Below are 15,659 nucleotides of genomic sequence, written 5' to 3'. Positions count from 1 at the left end.
CCCCCGTTCCCGCCGGGGCTGGACACCGGCGGCCCAAGTCCCGTACACTCAACGGACCGGATAAAACACCACTCGAACCAGCGAGACGCCGTGAGGGGAGCCACCGCACTTTGTACCGTTTCATCCATCCTCCTCGCCACCGCCTGCGGTGGGGAAGTCGGCGAGGCCCCCGTGGCGGACCCGGCCCCCGAGACGGCCCCCGTTCCTTTTCGGACGGGGGTCGAGGTGCTCTCCGGGGACGGCTTCCGTGCCCTGGACGGCCGGCGGGTCGCCCTGGTCTGCAACGCGGCGAGCGTGGACGCGTCGGGCGCGCCGAGCTGGGAAATCATCTACCGCGCGGAGAACGTCGAGCTCGCCTGGCTCTACGCCCCGGAGCACGGGCTGGGGGCCGACTCCTTCGGCGACCTGGCCGACACGGTGGAGGGTGCCACCGGCCTCGTGGTCAAGAGCCTCTACGGCCGCGGGAGGGCGCCGGACCCCGCCGACCTAAAGCTCCTGGACGCCCTCGTTTACGACCTGGCCGACGCCGGCGTCCGCTTCTTCACCTATACCTCCACCCTCTACCTCTGCCTGGCGGCCTGCCGGGAGGCGGGGGTGCCGCTGGTCGTCCTGGACCGCCCCTGCCCCCTGGGGACGCGGATTTCCGGCCCGCTCCCGGACGCTCTCTCCGATTCATTCGTCGGCAAACTACCGGTCCCCATCCGCTACGGGCTCACCCCGGGCGAGCTGGCGCGGTGGATCGCCGGCGAGCTCCTCCCCGGAGCGCGGGTGGAGGTCGTCGGGCTGGAAGGGTACGCCCCGGAAAAGTGCCTCGATGAGCAGGCGGGCGGGCCGGTCTGGCGTCCGCCTTCACCGAATCTCACCCGCCTGGAGGGAGCCCTCGTCTATCCCGGTATCGGCCTCTTCGAGCCGGCGAACCTCTCGGTGGGCCGGGGGACGGACGCGCCCTTCGAGCGGGTGGGGGCGCCCTGGCTGGACGCCGAGGGGCTGGCGCTCTACTGGGAGGCCCACTGCCCCGGGGCGGTTTACGCCGTCACCGAGTTCACCCCCCACTCGCCCAGCGACGGCCGCTACGGCGGGAAGGCCTGCCGGGGGGTGGAGGTCACCGTCACCGACCGCAACACCTTCGACCCGCTCCGGCTGGCGGTGTACGGCTACGATTTCCTCGCCGTCCGCCACGCCGGTACGCTGGTCGTGGACCGGACGTACCTGCGGCAAATGGCGGGCGACGATTCGCTGGGTCGGCTGATTGCCGGCGAGATCGGGGCGGGGGAGCTCCTCGACCGTTGGGCCGCCGACGCGGAGCGGTTCGCCGCCTCCGTGGAGCCGTACCGCCTGTACCCCCCGGAGCCCTGACCATGTACGACTACGAAGCCCTCGAAAAAAACGTGGCCGCGGTGCGGGGGAGAATCGCCGCCGCGGCCGCGCGCGCCGGCCGGGACCCCGCGGGGATCCGCCTGGTCGCCGCGACGAAGTACGTGGGCGCCGAGGCGCTCCCCCTCCTGGCCCGGGCCGGGGTCCGCGTCATCGGCGAGAACCGCGTCCAGGACGCGCTGGCCAAGTTCACAGAAGTCGGCGATTGCGGCCTGGAGTGGCACTTCATCGGCACCCTGCAGAAAAATAAAATCCACAAGGTGCTGTCCCGCTTCTCCCTCATCCATTCCGTGGATTCCGCGGAGCTCGCCGGGGCGGTCGCCGAGCGTTCGGCCGGCGGACCGACGCCGGTCCTGTTCGAGGTCAACGTCGCCGATGAGGCCACCAAGCACGGCTTCGACCCGGACTCGCTCACCGAGAGCTTCCCCGCGCTCCTTTCGCTGCCCGGAATCTCGCCCCGGGGGCTGATGACGATGGCCCCCTTCGAGGCCGAGCCCGGGGACACGCGGCCCGTTTTCGGCGCCCTGCGCGGGCTGCGCGACGAGCTGGCCCGCCGCCACGGCCTCGGGGGCTTCACCGAGCTCTCCATGGGGATGACCAACGACTTCGAGGTGGCGGTGGAGGAGGGGGCGACCATGGTGCGCGTGGGCTCCGCCCTTTTCCGGGGGTTCGCGGCCCAGACCTCCTGTACAGTCAACCCATAGCATCTTCAATCATGGAGGAACGACCGTGCCAATAGGCGAAGTCTTCAGACACATCTTTTCCGCCGCGCCGATCACCGGCGAGCTGACCTGGGACTACTACGTCATCGCCGCGGTCTACTGCCTGGCCGTCGTATTACTGGGAGTAATCGTCGCCAAGGTTCTCAAGGCCGTCTTTTTGCGTCTGGCCGTGAACCGGAAAAAAACCAGGACCCCCCTCGGCGAGCGCATCCTGGCCTCCCTGGCCGGTCCGCTGCAAGGGGGCGTCATCGTCGGCTCCCTCTACGCCGCCTGGGCCTTGTATCCCTACAGCCCTCCCGTGCTCGACTCAATCCTCGGGGGGGTCCTCTTCGTTCTGGCGGCGCTCGTCGGCGCCCGGTTACTTGTAAATCCCGTACTGGCCTTCTTCCGCTGGTACGCTGAGGAGGCCGAGCGCAAGTCCGGCGTCGTCATCAGCACCGACTTCATCCCCCTCATCCGCAAGGTCCTCACCGTGGCGGTGTACGCCATCGGCGTCATCATCGTGCTGGAGCACTTCGGGGTGGACATCGTGGCTCTGGTGACCGCCCTGGGGGTGGCCTCCCTGGCGGTGGCCCTGGCGGCCCAGGATACCCTGGCCAACATGATTTCGGGCTTCGTGCTCATGGCGGACCGTCCCTTCAGGAACGGCGACCGGGTGAAGGTGGCCGGGGTTTACGGCGACGTGAAACGCATCGGGATGCGCTCCACGGACATCGTGACCCTGGACGGCAACACCGTCACGGTGCCCAACTCCAAGATTTCCGACGAGTACATCGAGAACTTCTCCCAGCCCTCACGCAGGTATCGCATCGTGTTGGAGATCGGTCTGGCCTACGGGACCGACCCCGAGAGGGCCGAGGAGGTAATTCTGGAGTCGGTGCGCGCCACCGATGGGGTTCTTAAAAAACCGGAGCCGGCGGTTTACTTCCTCACCTTCGGCGACTTCTCCCTCAACTTCACTCTCACCTGCTGGTGCAAGAGCTACGCGGTGAGCTGGGTCGTGACGAACGCGGTAAACGTCAATCTGGCCCGGGCCCTCGCCGGGAGCGGTCTTGAAATCCCCTTCCCGACCCGGACGATCCACCTGCCGCCGGGGAGCACGGCACGCAAATTGCGTCCATAAAAGGACGGGACCCCGTCCTCCGGCGGCTCCCCCGGGATGTCCCGAGCCCGACGGGTTCGATCCGGCGATGACCCGATCTCATGTAAAGCGGCTCCCGGACTCGCTTCCCGGCATCGAGAAGATCGTGAACGCCGGAGTACCCTGTCCGGACACCTTTTTGATGACATAGCTGTGTGAAAGTTGTACACTTCTCCTACTTTGAAATTTCTCTCCCCACCGGGGAGGTGCGAGCCGGGGCGCGAATCGTATTCCGTTTAAGGTGAGTCGGTGCGCCGCAATTTGCCGTAGCATTCCGCCACGCATACCCGGCCACCGCGAAGAGACGTCAATGATAGACGACGGCAACAGGCCCGACAAGCCCGATCCGCGGTTGCGCGCAGAGCTACTGCGCTACCGCAACCTCCTCTACGACCGGCTGACCGGCCTGCCCACCCTGCCGGTGGCGTTGAGCGAAATCCGCAAGCTCATAGACGTCAACCACCGCACCGTGGGCGTCATCTGCGTGGACCTCTCCCAGACCGCCGGGCTGGAAAACTCCTTCGGCTGGCAGTCCACCGACGACCTTATCATGAGCCTGGCCCAGCTCCTGGGTGTTTTCAACGACCAGGTCATGGGCGACAAGGGGCTTCTGTTTGAAGAGGCGATTCGGACGGGGAGCTTTTTCCTCTTCTTCGCCAGGGAGGGCCTCACCACGGAGGAGTTGGCGGAGGTCGCGCAACTGGTGAGGGAGTTCCTCTCCGCCAGCGCGGTGGGCCGAGAGCTCGCCGCCAACGGCTTCGACGTCAACATCGGCTACTCCCTCTTCGTGGACGACCCTCTCATCCGCTTCGAGCGCCTGGTGTACACCGCCGCCCGGGACGCCCGGGACATGGCGGTGGACGCCGAGAAGCGCGAGGAGATGCTCCAGTACCGCGAGCTGGCGCAGATTATCGCCGGGGAGCGCATCCGGACCCGTTTCCAGCCCATCATGTACCTGGGCGACCTGAAAGTTTTAGGGCACGAGGCGCTCTCCCTGGGCCCCCCGAACACCATCTTCGAGAACGCGGAGCGGCTGTTCAACTTCGCCGCCCGCTCGGAGTTCGGCCACGCCCTGGACCGGCTCTGCCGGCGTCACGCCGTTCTGGTCGCCCCCGAGCACGTCAAGGACGGGGAGCTCCTCTTCTTGAACACCGCCGCCGTCAGCTTCTCCGACCCCAGCTTCAGCGCCGACTTCGGCGTCGAGAGCAACCTCTTGAAGGAGAACGTCGTGCTCGAGCTTACCGAGCGCACCGCCATCCACGACCTGGCCGCCTTCTGCCGCACCCTGGTCACCTTCAAGGAAGAGGGGTTCTTGATAGCCGTGGATGACGCCGGCGCAGGGTACTCCTCCCTCTCGACCATCGCCGAGCTCCAGCCCGATTTCCTCAAGTTCGACCGCTCCATGGTCTCCGGCATCCACGAGAGCAAGATCAAGCAGGAGCTCCTGAAAACCCTCCTGGAAATGGCCGGCCGCACCGGCAGCCGCGTCATCGCCGAGGGGATAGAGCAGGCCGAGGAGTTGGAGATGATGCGGGAGATCGGGGTGGAGCTGGGGCAGGGCTACTACCTGGAACGCCCCTCGCGGGCCTACTGACGCTTGCGCCCTCTGGAAACGTAGCGAAACTGGGTCTATACTTTAGATGACGGTGTGACTTAAGGTGTCATGAAAAACTCCACCACCTCGCCGCAGACGAAGGTGATTCTGGTCGCCGACGACGAGCCGGACATCGTCACCATCGTCGAGATGATACTCCGCAGCCAGGGCTACGACGTCCTCAAGGCCGCCAACGGCCTGGAGGCGCTCGAGCTCGCCGAGAGGTACAGCCCCGATCTGATTCTTCTGGACATCATGATGCCCGACATGGACGGGTGGGAGGTGCTCCGTCTCCTGCACGTGGATCCGTCCACGGCGGAGATACCGGTGGCCATGATATCGGCCAAGACGGGCAGCCGCGCCAAGATAACCTCCATGCAGGAGGGCGCGGTGGACTACATCACCAAGCCTTTCGATTCCCGGGAGCTCCTGACCAAGGTCCGGGAGCTTCTGACCAGCCAGGGCTAGGCCGGCGGGAATCCCGGTCGCCGAGGGGCGGGGTTGAACCCGTCTTTATGTTATCGGCATTTCCCTATTTTTCCCTCTCCCCGTGGGAGGCCTGCGAGGCACGGGGTAGGGGTGACGATTGAGGCGGTTTCCCTCTCCCTGTGGGAGAGGGATTAAGGGTGAGGGCTGCCTTTGAAAAAACGGCGGGGACTAAAGTCCCCGCCCTACATTTAGAACCGCACGGCAACCTCATAGGGGCCGACCTTCAGGTCGGCCCGCATCCCTCTCCCCGTGGGAGAGGGATTAAGGGTTAGGGCTGCCTTCGAAAAAAAGGTGGTGTTATATCAATCGCGGCGGCCCGCGGAGGGGCCGCCCTACATCATCGCAATTGCAGGTGAGGGTTGCGCTGGTCCCCTCTCCCTTTTAGGGAGCGGCGCGCCGACGGGGATGGGGGTGAGGGCTACCTTTGAACTATTCCCGCACGAGAACGGCCTTCTCCCGTCCGCCCCGAAAGTGCTAAACTACCGTGCAGGCACTGTGACGCCGGACCGGGCCCCGATTCAGCAAACGCCCGCCGAGGACCATTCATGGAACACGAGAACCTGCGTACGCGATTCTTCGGCGCCCTGGGGCGCTTCACCCACCGCCGACGGTGGTGGATACTTGCCGGGGCCGTCGTCGTCACCCTGGGAGCCGGCTACCTGGCCGAGCGGCTCGAAATCAGGACGAACCTCACCGAGATAATGCCCGAGGACAACCCCCAGGTGGTGGCCTTCAGCGACATCACCAAGCATTACGACTCGGCGAACTTCGTGACCGTGGTGGTCCGGGGCGAAAATCCCGAGCTGATGGCCCGGTTCGCCGACCGCCTGGCTCCGCGCCTGACCGCGATGGACTCCTACGTCCGCTGGGTCAACTACCGCCTGGACGACGACTTCGCCTCCCATCACGGTCTGATGCTGCTCTCGGCGGACGACCTGGACGACCTCGCTCCCGTCTTCGAGTCCCCGGCGCTCGACCACACCCTCGCCGCGCTGAACGATTCCCTGGAGAAGACCTACGTGGGCGGCGGCGTCGAAACCCGGGAGCGAGAGAGCGACGCCATCATGCGGATCGAGGGGCTGTACCGCTTCGCGGAAAACGTCGGCCGCTACGGCGCCGGGGAGATCACCGCAGCGCCGGATGATACCGCCCGCCGGGCCGTGCGCGAGCTCTCCCTGGGCGAACCCTACATCTTCTCCGCCGACCGGAGCCTCCTTCTCATCTGGCTCCAGCCCACCTTTTCCATTGACGAGATGGACCGGGTGGTCGTGGCCGTCAACGACATCGAGGCCGTCTGCAAATCCGCCGCGGCGGAGGAGCCCTTCGCCGGGCGGATCGAGGTCGGCCTGGCCGGGGCTCTGGCGCTCGCCCGCGACGAGTACGAGGCGGGGATGGGTGATATGGCCTGGTCCACAATCGTGGCACTTATCCTCGTCCTTCTGGCCCTGATCGTATTCTTCCGCATCGTCGTCGCCCCGCTTCTGGCCGGAATCCCCCTCCTGCTGGCCCTGGTGTGGAGCGCCGGCGCCATGCAGCTCTACTCGGGCTGCCTCAACCTCTTCAGCATGTTCTTCACCGTCTTCATCGTGGGGCTGGGGATAGACTACGCGATTCACATCCTGAGCGGGGTGAACGAGGCGCGGAGCGAGGGACGCCCGATGGAGGAGGCGCTGGCCGTGGGGCTCGGGCGGAGCGGGATGGGGATTCTCACCGGCGCGTTGACCACGGCGGCGGCCTTTCTGTCCATGCTGGCCGGGGAGATGCGCGGCGTCCGGGACCTGGGCTTCGTAAGCGGCGTCTCGATAATCCTGGCCCTGGTGGCCATGCTCCTGGTGCTGCCGGCGCTCCTTTCCATCCGGGAATCACTCCGGGAACGGCGGGCGCGCAGGCGGGGCGTCGCCGTCAAGCTCCCCAAGGGCCTGGCGGTGGAGCTGCCGCTCCTGGGCGCGGTCGGACGCGCCATGGACCGCCGTCCCTGGCTCTTCGCCGCCGCCGGGCTGCTCGTCGGGGGCGGTTTGCTGGTTGCGGCGCTTCTCGGGACTCGATTCGACTGGAACATCTACAACATGGAGCCCAAGGGGCTGGAGTCCATCGAGCTGGCCGGCCTCATCGAGGACCACTTCGACCTCTCCCCCGATTATTCCCTGGTGGTGACCGACTCCGTGGAGCGCTCCCGGGAGGTCTACGACCGGCTGAAGGACAAGGGCTACGTGGGGGAGATAGACACGGTCTCGCGGTTCATTCCCGCGGAGGCGGACCAGGGGGAGCGGGCGCCCGTAATCCGCGGCATTGACGACGCCGTGGCCGCCTGGGCGGAACCGCCGCCGGTGACCGCCGGACAGGTGCTCGGCATGGCCGACGAGCTGGAGCGGCTCCAGCTCAACCTCCTCGAGCTCCGGGTCATCGCGGAGACCTCGGTCAAGTCCGAACTCCAGCGTCGCTGCGAGACGCTCACCGGCTACGACTCGCCGACGAAGCCGCTGGTGGCGCTCGCGGAGTCCCTGCGCCGAGAAGCGGATGACGCCGCCCGGCGGCTGACCGATTTCCAGCGGGCCTACTTCAGGGCGCAGCGGGACTGGCTCCTGGGGGCCGGCGGTGAGCCCGGTTTCGCCAATTCAAAAGAAATCACCGAGACCGACCTCACTCCGGAAATGCGCTCCCGATACCTGAGCCGCGACGGCACCCGCTATCTGGTTACAGTATTCCCCCGCTTCGACCTCTTCGCGGACCAGGACCGGCTCCGGGCCTTCTCGGACGGTGTGGGGGCGGTGGAACCGGAGAGCGTGGGCACGCCGCAGCTCTTTTTGTCCATGATAGACGAGGCCGGGCAGGACGGGGAGCTGGCCACCCTCATCGCCCTGGGTGCTATCTTCGTGCTGTTGTTCCTCGATTTCCGCAAGCTGCACACGACGCTGTTGGCCATGGTGCCGCTGGCGGCGGGGAGCGTCGTCATGCTGGGGGTGATGGCGCTTTGCGGGGTGAAGGTCAACTACATGAACATCTTCGCCGTGCCGCTGGTGCTGGGCATCGGTATAGATGACGGGGTGCACATCATCCACCGCTACCGCCGGGAGGGTAACTTCGATGTCACGCTGTCGCGGACGGGGCGGGCGGTGTTTTTGACCAGCCTGACGACGGGGATCGGCTTCGGCTCGATGATTTTCGCCCGGATGCAGGGCTTCTCCTCGATGGGGATAGCGCTCATGGTCGGCGTGGCGGCGTGCTTCCTGACCAGCGTTTTCTTCCTCCCGGCGCTGGTGCGGGTGGTGGAGCGCTGGGGGTTGAAGGTATGACCGCCCTCCCCGCGGCGGGGCGTAGAAGCTCCGCCCTACATTTTCCCCTCCCCCCTCTGGGGGGAGGCTCGCCTACGGGCTAGGGTGAGGGTAAAACGCGGCGGGGATAGGAATCCCCGCCCTACGTTTCGAATCGCACGATAACCTCGTAGGGGCCGACCTTTAGGTCGGCCCTCTGCGGGCCGCCGCGTTTTTTTAACGCGCAATCACCACCCGCCGGGTGAGGGAGCCGGAATCGGTCGCCAGGCGGGCGAGGTAAACGCCCGGTGGAAGCGCCGAGGCGTCGTAGGAAATATCATGGCGCCCGGCGGTCATCTCACCGTCGAGAATCGTTGATACACGCCGTCCCGAAAGGTCGTAGAGCGATATACTTATACGGCCGTCCTCGGGCAGCGTGTAATCAACCGTGAATGAACCCTTCACCGGGCTGGGGTAGATTGATAACGCAAGCTCCCGAGCTGCTCCGGGGAACGCCACCGCCTCCGTCGGCCCGAAGCGGCTCACCGTCCCGTCCTCCTCGATGGCTTCCAGCCAGTAGAGGTACTCGCCCCCAGCTTCTACATCGCTATCCAGCCAGCGGGCCGCCGTTCCGGGAAGAGCGCCGGAGATTGCATCCGGTTCATTTTCCCCCGCCGACCGCAGGACGTTAAAACTCGCCGGTGCGTCGCCGGTTATCGTCCAGCCGACCAGCACGCCCTCGTCGCAGGTGTTCGCGGAAACCTCCGCCCCCTCCACCCCCGGCCCGGGATCCCAATAAGCGTATTTTAGAGCTTCGTTGGCGTAATATGAGATATGTGGGTTGCCGAGGGAGTCCAGCGCAAGGGAGGTGTATCTTCCCTCCGAGTCCACGGTCTCAATGTGCCAAGAGCTGCCGGTCCAGCTTGCGTATCTGAGATTCCCGTTGCCTCGGTACGAGATGCGAGGTCGGTCGGAAGTGTCCAGCGCGAGGGAAGTGTAGTAGCCTGCGTCTTCGGTGTCAACGTCCAAAAATATCCACTTGTCTTCGAGCCTCCGAGCGTATTTTAAATAACTGCCGTTGGACCAGTATTCCTGATACATGATTCGGGGGTAGCCAGAGGAATCCAACGCGAGTGAGGTGTATTCGCCCACATGCCACTTCGTATCAACGGCTACGCGACCCCAAGTACTACCTGTCCAATAGGCGTATCTAAGGCCTGTATTGGTGAGGTCGTAATACGAAATGTGAGGTTTGCCAGACGAATCATGCGCCAGAGAGGACCACATGCCTACGTCATCCCCCTCGTCAACGGTCTCAGTCAGCCAATAGCCGCCGTCCCAGCGGGCGTATTTTAAATCTCCATTGTTGGGTTCATAATACGAGATGCAGGGATAACCGTTATAATCTATTGATAGGGATGTGTACTGACCTCCCAAGTCAATTGTCTCTGTCTGCCAAGAGCTGCCGTCCCAACGGGCGTATTTTAGGTTTCCGTTGGTGTAGTCGTAATACGAGATGTGGGGGTAATCGTTAGAGTCCAATGCCAGGGATGTCCATTCACCTACGCTTCCCTCCGAGTCAACTGTCTCTGTCTGCCAAGAACCGCCGTCCCAGTGGGTGTATTTGAGATCCCGGTTCCACACATCGTAATACGAGATGTGGGGATAGTCGGAGGAGTCCAGCGCCAGGGAAGTGTACCAGCCCACATAGCCCTCCGAATCCACCGTTTCGATGTGCCACTCGCCGGCGGACGCCGCGCCGACGAATACCAGCGCGAAAACAACGCAAAAAAGCCTCTTCATCGTAGCCTCGTTTCACAAAAGACGCTTCGAACCACTTGAACGATTAAACCTGGGAAGAGGGATCAACCCACCCCACCTTTAATATACACCCTTCCCGCGCCGAAGGCAAAAAAAGCGGTCCGGGGACCGCTCTTTCATAAAAGCTGGAGGCGGCACCCGGACTCGAACCGGGGATGAAGGATTTGCAGTCCTCTGCCTTAGCCACTTGGCTATGCCGCCGGCAGGGGGGGATTTTAGCCCAAGACGGGTGCCCGGTCAAGGGCGGCTTGCCGACACGGCGCGTCTCGACCTATAATCTCCCGAACCTTCGCCGGAACGGGGGATTCCATGGCGGCCTTTTCCCTGCTGGGCACAATCCTGTCGCTCCTGGGTGTTCTTAGCCCCGACTCGCTGCCGGCCGACGTCTTCAACCAGCCGATGCTCACCGGCGCCCCGGACGACTCCCTGGTCGCGATTTACGTGCCGGACCTCCTGCTCGACTACGAATCCCTCGCGAACCAACCGCTCCTGGCGGGTCTCTTCTCCGGGTGGCCGCCCGAGGAGGAGGATTTCCCCCAGGCGCTGGCGCAGTACACGCTGGAGGAGCTCTTCGGGCTGGTCCGCTCCGAGCTGGCCCTGTACCTCACCACCCCCGACCCGGACTCGGAGTGGATGGAGCCGGAGCTGACCCTCATGCTGCGCCCCCGGAACCCCGAAATCTTCGCGCTCCTGGACGCGCTCGTTGACGAGCTGGGCGCCCTCGAGCTGCCCGAGGGCTTCGAGGGCTTCCGCGCCTTCGGCGGCGAGGACAACGTCATCGCCTACACCGACGAGCTCATCTACTCCTCGCAGTCGGTGGAGGAGCTGTCCCACGTCGTTCACCACGGGTACGGGCTGGGCGATTCGGCGCGGTTCCGGACGTGCACGTCGCAGCTCCCGAAGAGGCTCGCCCTGGCGGCCTACGTGGACCTCCACGGCCTGGTTCGCCTGCCCGTGTACGACTGGTGGTCGGAGAGCTACACGGAGCCGGAGCTGACGCCCTTCGAGGAGAGGCTGGACGCGGTGGGGGTGGCGCTGGTCCCCGGCCCGGACGGCGGAATCCGGGTGGACCTCACCCTGTCCGAGGGGGAGCCGGTCGAGCTCCTGGACGCCTTCGGTGGTCAAAGTCAGGTCAACGGGCTCATGGGCCGCTACCCCGACCACTGCCTTATCGCCGTCGAGGCGCACCTGGCGCGCCCGCTGACGACCCTCGCCGAGCTGGGGCTGGCGTTCTACGTTCAGGAAGCGGCGGTCTCGGTGGAGGCGATACCCGAGAACAAGAAGCAGTTGTACTATCTACCGCTCCCTCCGCCCCCCGCGCCGGAGCCGGAAATGCCGCCCGAGGTCCTCGCCGCGCTCGGGGAGCTGGACGCCCTGGCCGGGGACACGGTGGGGATGTCGCTCCACGCCCTGCCCGGGGAACCGCAAAGCGAGGTCGCGGCGGACTTCCTCGACGACCTGCTGGACATGGAAGTGGAGTACGCCGACCCCCGGCTGGCGTTTTACTTCGAGAGCCCCGACCCGGCCGCCCTCGCCCTTGGCCTGATCGCGCTCATGTCGGTGACGGAGGGCGTCCCGGCGCAGGGCGAGGAGGTCACCGTCGGCGGCGTTCCCGGCCTGCGACTGGAGCTGGACGAGGGCAAGAGCCTCTACCTTTTGGAGTTTAACGGCTGCCTGGTGGTGACGCCGGACGGCCCGTCCGCGGAGTTCATCGCGGAGAACTTCGGCGGGGCGAACACGCTCGCCGGGGACGGGGCTTTCCGGTCGTCGGCCGCCTCCACCACGGAGCCGGTCAACCTGGCGGCCTGGCTGGACATGCCCGCGCTCCTGGACGCCACGGAAGGCCCCGACGCCGTGTACGCGACCGGGATGCCGGGCATGTCGGCCGGGATGGGATTCAACGCCGCCGTCACCGGGGGACGTGTCACCCTCGAGGGGGACTCCCTCCTCGCGGAGTTCATCCTCTTCGGCCTCGGTTTCTTCGGGATGTAGCCGTGCAGAGCATCTTCAGCGTGGACGAGATGGCGGAGTACTCGCGCCGGCAACGGTCGCAGGGGTACGGCATCGCCCTCGTCCCGACCATGGGCTACCTGCACGAGGGGCACCTGTCGCTGGTCCGGCTGGCGCATAAACTTGCCGAGCGGGTGGTGGTGAGCATCTTCGTCAACCCGACGCAGTTCGGCCCCGGCGAGGATTTCGACCGCTACCCCCGCGACTTGGATCGTGACCTGGGGCTCCTGCGGAAGGAGAAGACGGACTGCCTCTTCCACCCGAGCATCGAGGAGATGTACCCCGAGGGCCACGCCACCGAGGCGCGGGTCACCGGTCCCCTGACCGAGGTGCTGTGCGGCGCGGCGCGACCGGGGCACTTCGCCGGCGTAACCACCGTGGTGCTGAAGCTCTTCAACATCGTCCGCCCCGACACGGCCGTCTTCGGGCAGAAGGACTACCAGCAGTGCCAGGTCGTCAAGCGGATGGTCCAGGACCTCCACCTGGATGTGAAGATTTTCCCCGCCCCCATCGCGCGCGAGGCCGACGGACTGGCGATGAGCAGCCGCAACCGGTATCTGAGCCCGGACCTGCGCCGACAGGCCCGCGAGCTATACGCCTCCCTGCAGCTCGTCGAGAAGCAATTCGATGAAGGAGAGCGCGACGCGATGAAGCTGCGCGAGGCCGGGGTGAACTACCTCCGCCAGTTGGCGCCCGACTGCATGCTGGACTACTACGAGATTGCGGACCGCGAGACCCTGCGACCGCTGGCCAGGGTGGGGGTTGACGGTGCCGTGGCCCTGGTGGCCGCCTACTTCGGCGAGACCCGGCTGATAGACAACGTCCTGTTGACCTAGACCACCGTCGGGGTATCCTCCCGACCCTCGTAGGGGCCGACCTTCAGGTCGGCCCGTATTTCCCTCTCCCTGTGGGAGGAGCATTCGCTCACGGGATTAAGGGTGAGGGCTGCCGTGTGTCCCCTCTCCCTTCCAGGGAGCGGCGCGCCGACGGGCTGGGGTGATGGGCAAGGTAGGGAACGGGGGTGGGCTGCCACAACGGACGGGTTTAGACACCCGCCCCTACGTATATCTAACGCATATCCGACACGTAGGGGCGACCGTCCACGGTCGCCCGCGGGCCGACCTGAACGGCGCGCCGTCGGTCGGCCCCTACGTCATCGCAGGCCGTGGTACGGGATGGAAACGGCGGGGCATAAACGCCCCGCCCTGCATTTGGGAACGGGAAAAATTACCGCCGGCGGACGGCAATCCAGGAGACATCGTCGCCGCGCTCGAGGCCGACCTTGCGCGCCAGGGCCAGGGACGGCTCGTTTTCCTGCTTGATGTGGGCGTGGGGGAGCCAGCCGCCCGCGAGGACGGCCCGGATCATCCCGAAGGAGATTTCCTGGGCCAGACCCAGGCGGCGGTGAGCCCGACGGGTGTAGATGTTACCCAGGGAGCCCGAGCCGTGGGTGATGCACCAGGCACCCGGCTCGCCCCGCTCGTCGTAGAAGGCCAGGCTGGGGCCGGACTCGATTCGCCAGCGGATGTAAGCGATGGAGCCCTCGTCGTGGTCGCCGAACTCCCAGTGGGCCTCCACCACGCGGGCGTGCTCCGGCTTCAAGGGCGCCAGGGGGATCCGGGGCTCCCGGGGCGGTGGGGAGTCCCAGTAGTGGACCCAGCACCGCGTCCGCCAAACGGGTTCCCCCACCTTCAGCAGCCGCTCGCAGCAACTCTCCTGGAGTCCGGCGAAGCGGTAGGCCTCGAGGAAATCCGCCACGGTCTTCGGGTCGTCGCGGAAGACCCCCTCGACCAGCTCCCGGTAGGCCGCGGAATCGAAGTACTCCAGCGCCAGGTCGAGCTTCTCCGGATCCCTCGCAAAGAAGAGGTTGCCCCAACTGGCCACAAGGACGCAGGCCGGGTTTTCCGGGTCGTCCACCAGGCAGAGCCGGAAGGGCTCGCCGGGCTCCGGCGTCTGGTGGAAGAGTGTGTAAGCGATCATGGCGGTCGCCGGGGGGTTCTCCGCCAGCAGGCCGCGCAGCTTTTCGTAATCCCGGAGCTCCCGCAGCATCCGCGCCCCCGTTTTTCTACGGAACGTTCCCGTGGATATTATACGTCATCGAGTGCCGGGGATAAAGATACGGGGGCGGGATGAGCCGCCCCCGGGAGCGATGGTGGATTCGCGTTGCGGGGCGTTCCGGTGTACCTTACCCTCTTTTTACCGCTTCTTTAAACGCCCGCCGGGCTCCGGGAAACAGTATAGCGGGATATTTCGATATTTCCAGGCGATAATTAGTTGATTATGCCAGCGCGGCCTCCAGGCTCTCCGCCAGCCCCACGGTGTCCTCCACGAGCATCTCCAGGTAACCGGCCGGGATGCGGAAGAAGAAGTACTGGCCCCAGGTGAAGTTGCAGATTATCCGGGTCTCGAAGACGTAGATGCTATCCAGGCGCCACATCCAGCGCAGGTAATAGCGGTGAAAGGCGCGCGTCAGCTCCGGATCGGTGCGGAAGACCTCCGCCAGCTCGGGGGCGGCGCGGCGCGTGTGGAAGATTAAATTGAACGCGCCGCTCGGCGTGGTGAAGTCCTCCATCCCCTCGTCGGGCCGCTCCGACGGCCGTCTCGTCACCAGGTTGATCTTGCACGGGCCGAAACCCACCGAAACCATGGCGTCCGAGTCCGGTTCCACCTCCACCCCGTGCCCGCGGACCGTTCCGGTTATCTCCCCGAACTCGCTGTAGGACTTCGACCGGGTGAAGGTGAGACCGAGACGCTCCGCCTCGGCGGGGAGCCTTTTCCACGAAATTCTCTGCGCGATGGGGGAGAAGGTCATCCCGGTGACCATCCGCACCATGGCCAGGGGCCCGAAGGTGAAGAGGAAGCGGAACACCGCCCGCATGACGTATAAGATGACGAACATCACGACCCTTTCCGCCGGAGGATTTTTATATTTTACAATATTTCCCCCGCCTTCGACGCGGAGGCCGACCGACCGGTCGGCCCGTTTTTTTAAGGTAGCCCTAACCCTTAATCCCGTCGGCGCGCCGCTCCTACTGGGAGAGGGGGGCGGGCTCGCCTCTCATCCGTGACCACGATGATGTAGGGCTGCCCCTGGAGCGGTCCGCCGCGTTTTGCGATGATGTAGGGGCCGACCTTCAGGTCGGCCCGACCCGCACCCTAGCCCTCTCCCTAAGAGGGAGAAGGACAATAATGCAGCCCTCACCCCGGCCCTCTCCCACAGGGAGAGGGGGAATGTAGGGCGGCCCCTCTGCGGGCCG

At 65.5% G+C, this 15,659-nt stretch carries 11 protein-coding genes and 1 tRNA gene; 8 read left to right on the top strand and 4 right to left on the bottom strand.

The genetic code is table 11. The annotated features are described in order from the left end of the window. The 6 genes from VM054_11640 to VM054_11615 all read left to right on the top strand — a co-directional run. A partial coding sequence (locus tag VM054_11640) for a DUF1343 domain-containing protein (GenBank protein ID HUT99710.1) occupies positions 1 to 1,356 on the top strand: 1,356 nt, incomplete at its 5' end. Between the two features lie 2 nt (positions 1,357 to 1,358). Then, the gene (locus VM054_11635) at positions 1,359 to 2,078 is read left to right on the top strand and encodes a YggS family pyridoxal phosphate-dependent enzyme (GenBank protein HUT99709.1); all 720 of its coding nucleotides are present in this window, start codon (positions 1,359 to 1,361) and stop codon (positions 2,076 to 2,078) included. Between the two features lie 25 nt (positions 2,079 to 2,103). Further along, positions 2,104 to 3,219 (top strand): mechanosensitive ion channel family protein, encoded by a 1,116-nt coding sequence (locus VM054_11630; GenBank protein HUT99708.1) that lies wholly within the window; start codon positions 2,104 to 2,106, stop codon positions 3,217 to 3,219. A 328-nt stretch (positions 3,220 to 3,547) separates the two neighbouring features. Beyond that, on the top strand, positions 3,548 to 4,831 hold the full coding sequence (locus tag VM054_11625; protein HUT99707.1) for an EAL domain-containing protein: 1,284 nt from the start codon (positions 3,548 to 3,550) through the stop codon (positions 4,829 to 4,831). 69 nt (positions 4,832 to 4,900) lie between these two features. Further along, complete coding sequence (locus VM054_11620; protein HUT99706.1) at positions 4,901 to 5,299, top strand: response regulator; 399 nt, start codon at positions 4,901 to 4,903, stop codon at positions 5,297 to 5,299. Between the two features lie 566 nt (positions 5,300 to 5,865). Further along, positions 5,866 to 8,613, top strand: a complete 2,748-nt coding sequence (locus VM054_11615; protein ID HUT99705.1) for an MMPL family transporter — start codon at positions 5,866 to 5,868, stop codon at positions 8,611 to 8,613. A gap of 195 nt (positions 8,614 to 8,808) precedes the next feature. On the opposite strand, the gene VM054_11610 is transcribed toward VM054_11615, so the two are convergent. Further along, positions 8,809 to 10,374 (bottom strand): T9SS type A sorting domain-containing protein, encoded by a 1,566-nt coding sequence (locus tag VM054_11610; protein HUT99704.1) that lies wholly within the window; start codon positions 10,372 to 10,374, stop codon positions 8,809 to 8,811. Between the two features lie 144 nt (positions 10,375 to 10,518). After that, positions 10,519 to 10,593: transfer RNA gene (locus tag VM054_11605), tRNA-Cys, on the bottom strand. 108 nt (positions 10,594 to 10,701) lie between these two features. Between VM054_11605 and VM054_11600 the strand changes: the two genes are divergently transcribed. Together VM054_11600 and panC are read left to right on the top strand one after the other, a co-directional pair. Beyond that, a complete protein-coding gene (locus tag VM054_11600; GenBank protein ID HUT99703.1) occupies positions 10,702 to 12,384 on the top strand; it encodes a hypothetical protein in 1,683 nt (560 codons plus the stop codon). Between the two features lie 2 nt (positions 12,385 to 12,386). Further along, complete coding sequence (panC, locus tag VM054_11595) at positions 12,387 to 13,238, top strand: pantoate--beta-alanine ligase (GenBank protein HUT99702.1); 852 nt, start codon at positions 12,387 to 12,389, stop codon at positions 13,236 to 13,238. A 391-nt stretch (positions 13,239 to 13,629) separates the two neighbouring features. Here panC and VM054_11590 read toward each other — a convergent pair whose 3' ends face one another. After that, complete coding sequence (locus VM054_11590) at positions 13,630 to 14,451, bottom strand: GNAT family N-acetyltransferase (GenBank protein ID HUT99701.1); 822 nt, start codon at positions 14,449 to 14,451, stop codon at positions 13,630 to 13,632. 229 nt (positions 14,452 to 14,680) lie between these two features. Next, positions 14,681 to 15,301, bottom strand: coding sequence for a hypothetical protein (locus VM054_11585; GenBank protein HUT99700.1), 621 nt, complete (start codon positions 15,299 to 15,301; stop codon positions 14,681 to 14,683). Between the last annotated feature and the right edge of the window lie 358 nt (positions 15,302 to 15,659).

The sequence above is a fragment of the bacterium genome (genome assembly GCA_035528375.1).
GTDB lineage: Bacteria > RBG-13-66-14 > RBG-13-66-14 > RBG-13-66-14 > RBG-13-66-14 > RBG-13-66-14.
This window is presented reverse-complemented; position numbering and strand designations above follow the sequence as displayed.

Excerpts from the sequence above, each read along its gene's own strand:
- VM054_11610 (HUT99704.1), bottom strand. The coding sequence starts at position 10,374 with ATGAAGAGGCTTTTTTGCGTTGTTTTCGCGCTGGTATTCGTCGGCGCG.
- VM054_11620 (HUT99706.1), top strand. The coding sequence starts at position 4,901 with ATGAAAAACTCCACCACCTCGCCGCAGACGAAGGTGATTCTGGTCGCC.
- VM054_11590 (HUT99701.1), bottom strand. The coding sequence starts at position 14,451 with ATGCTGCGGGAGCTCCGGGATTACGAAAAGCTGCGCGGCCTGCTGGCG.
- VM054_11585 (HUT99700.1), bottom strand. The coding sequence starts at position 15,301 with ATGTTCGTCATCTTATACGTCATGCGGGCGGTGTTCCGCTTCCTCTTC.
- VM054_11600 (HUT99703.1), top strand. The coding sequence starts at position 10,702 with ATGGCGGCCTTTTCCCTGCTGGGCACAATCCTGTCGCTCCTGGGTGTT.
- VM054_11615 (HUT99705.1), top strand. The coding sequence starts at position 5,866 with ATGGAACACGAGAACCTGCGTACGCGATTCTTCGGCGCCCTGGGGCGC.
- VM054_11635 (HUT99709.1), top strand. The coding sequence starts at position 1,359 with ATGTACGACTACGAAGCCCTCGAAAAAAACGTGGCCGCGGTGCGGGGG.
- VM054_11625 (HUT99707.1), top strand. The coding sequence starts at position 3,548 with ATGATAGACGACGGCAACAGGCCCGACAAGCCCGATCCGCGGTTGCGC.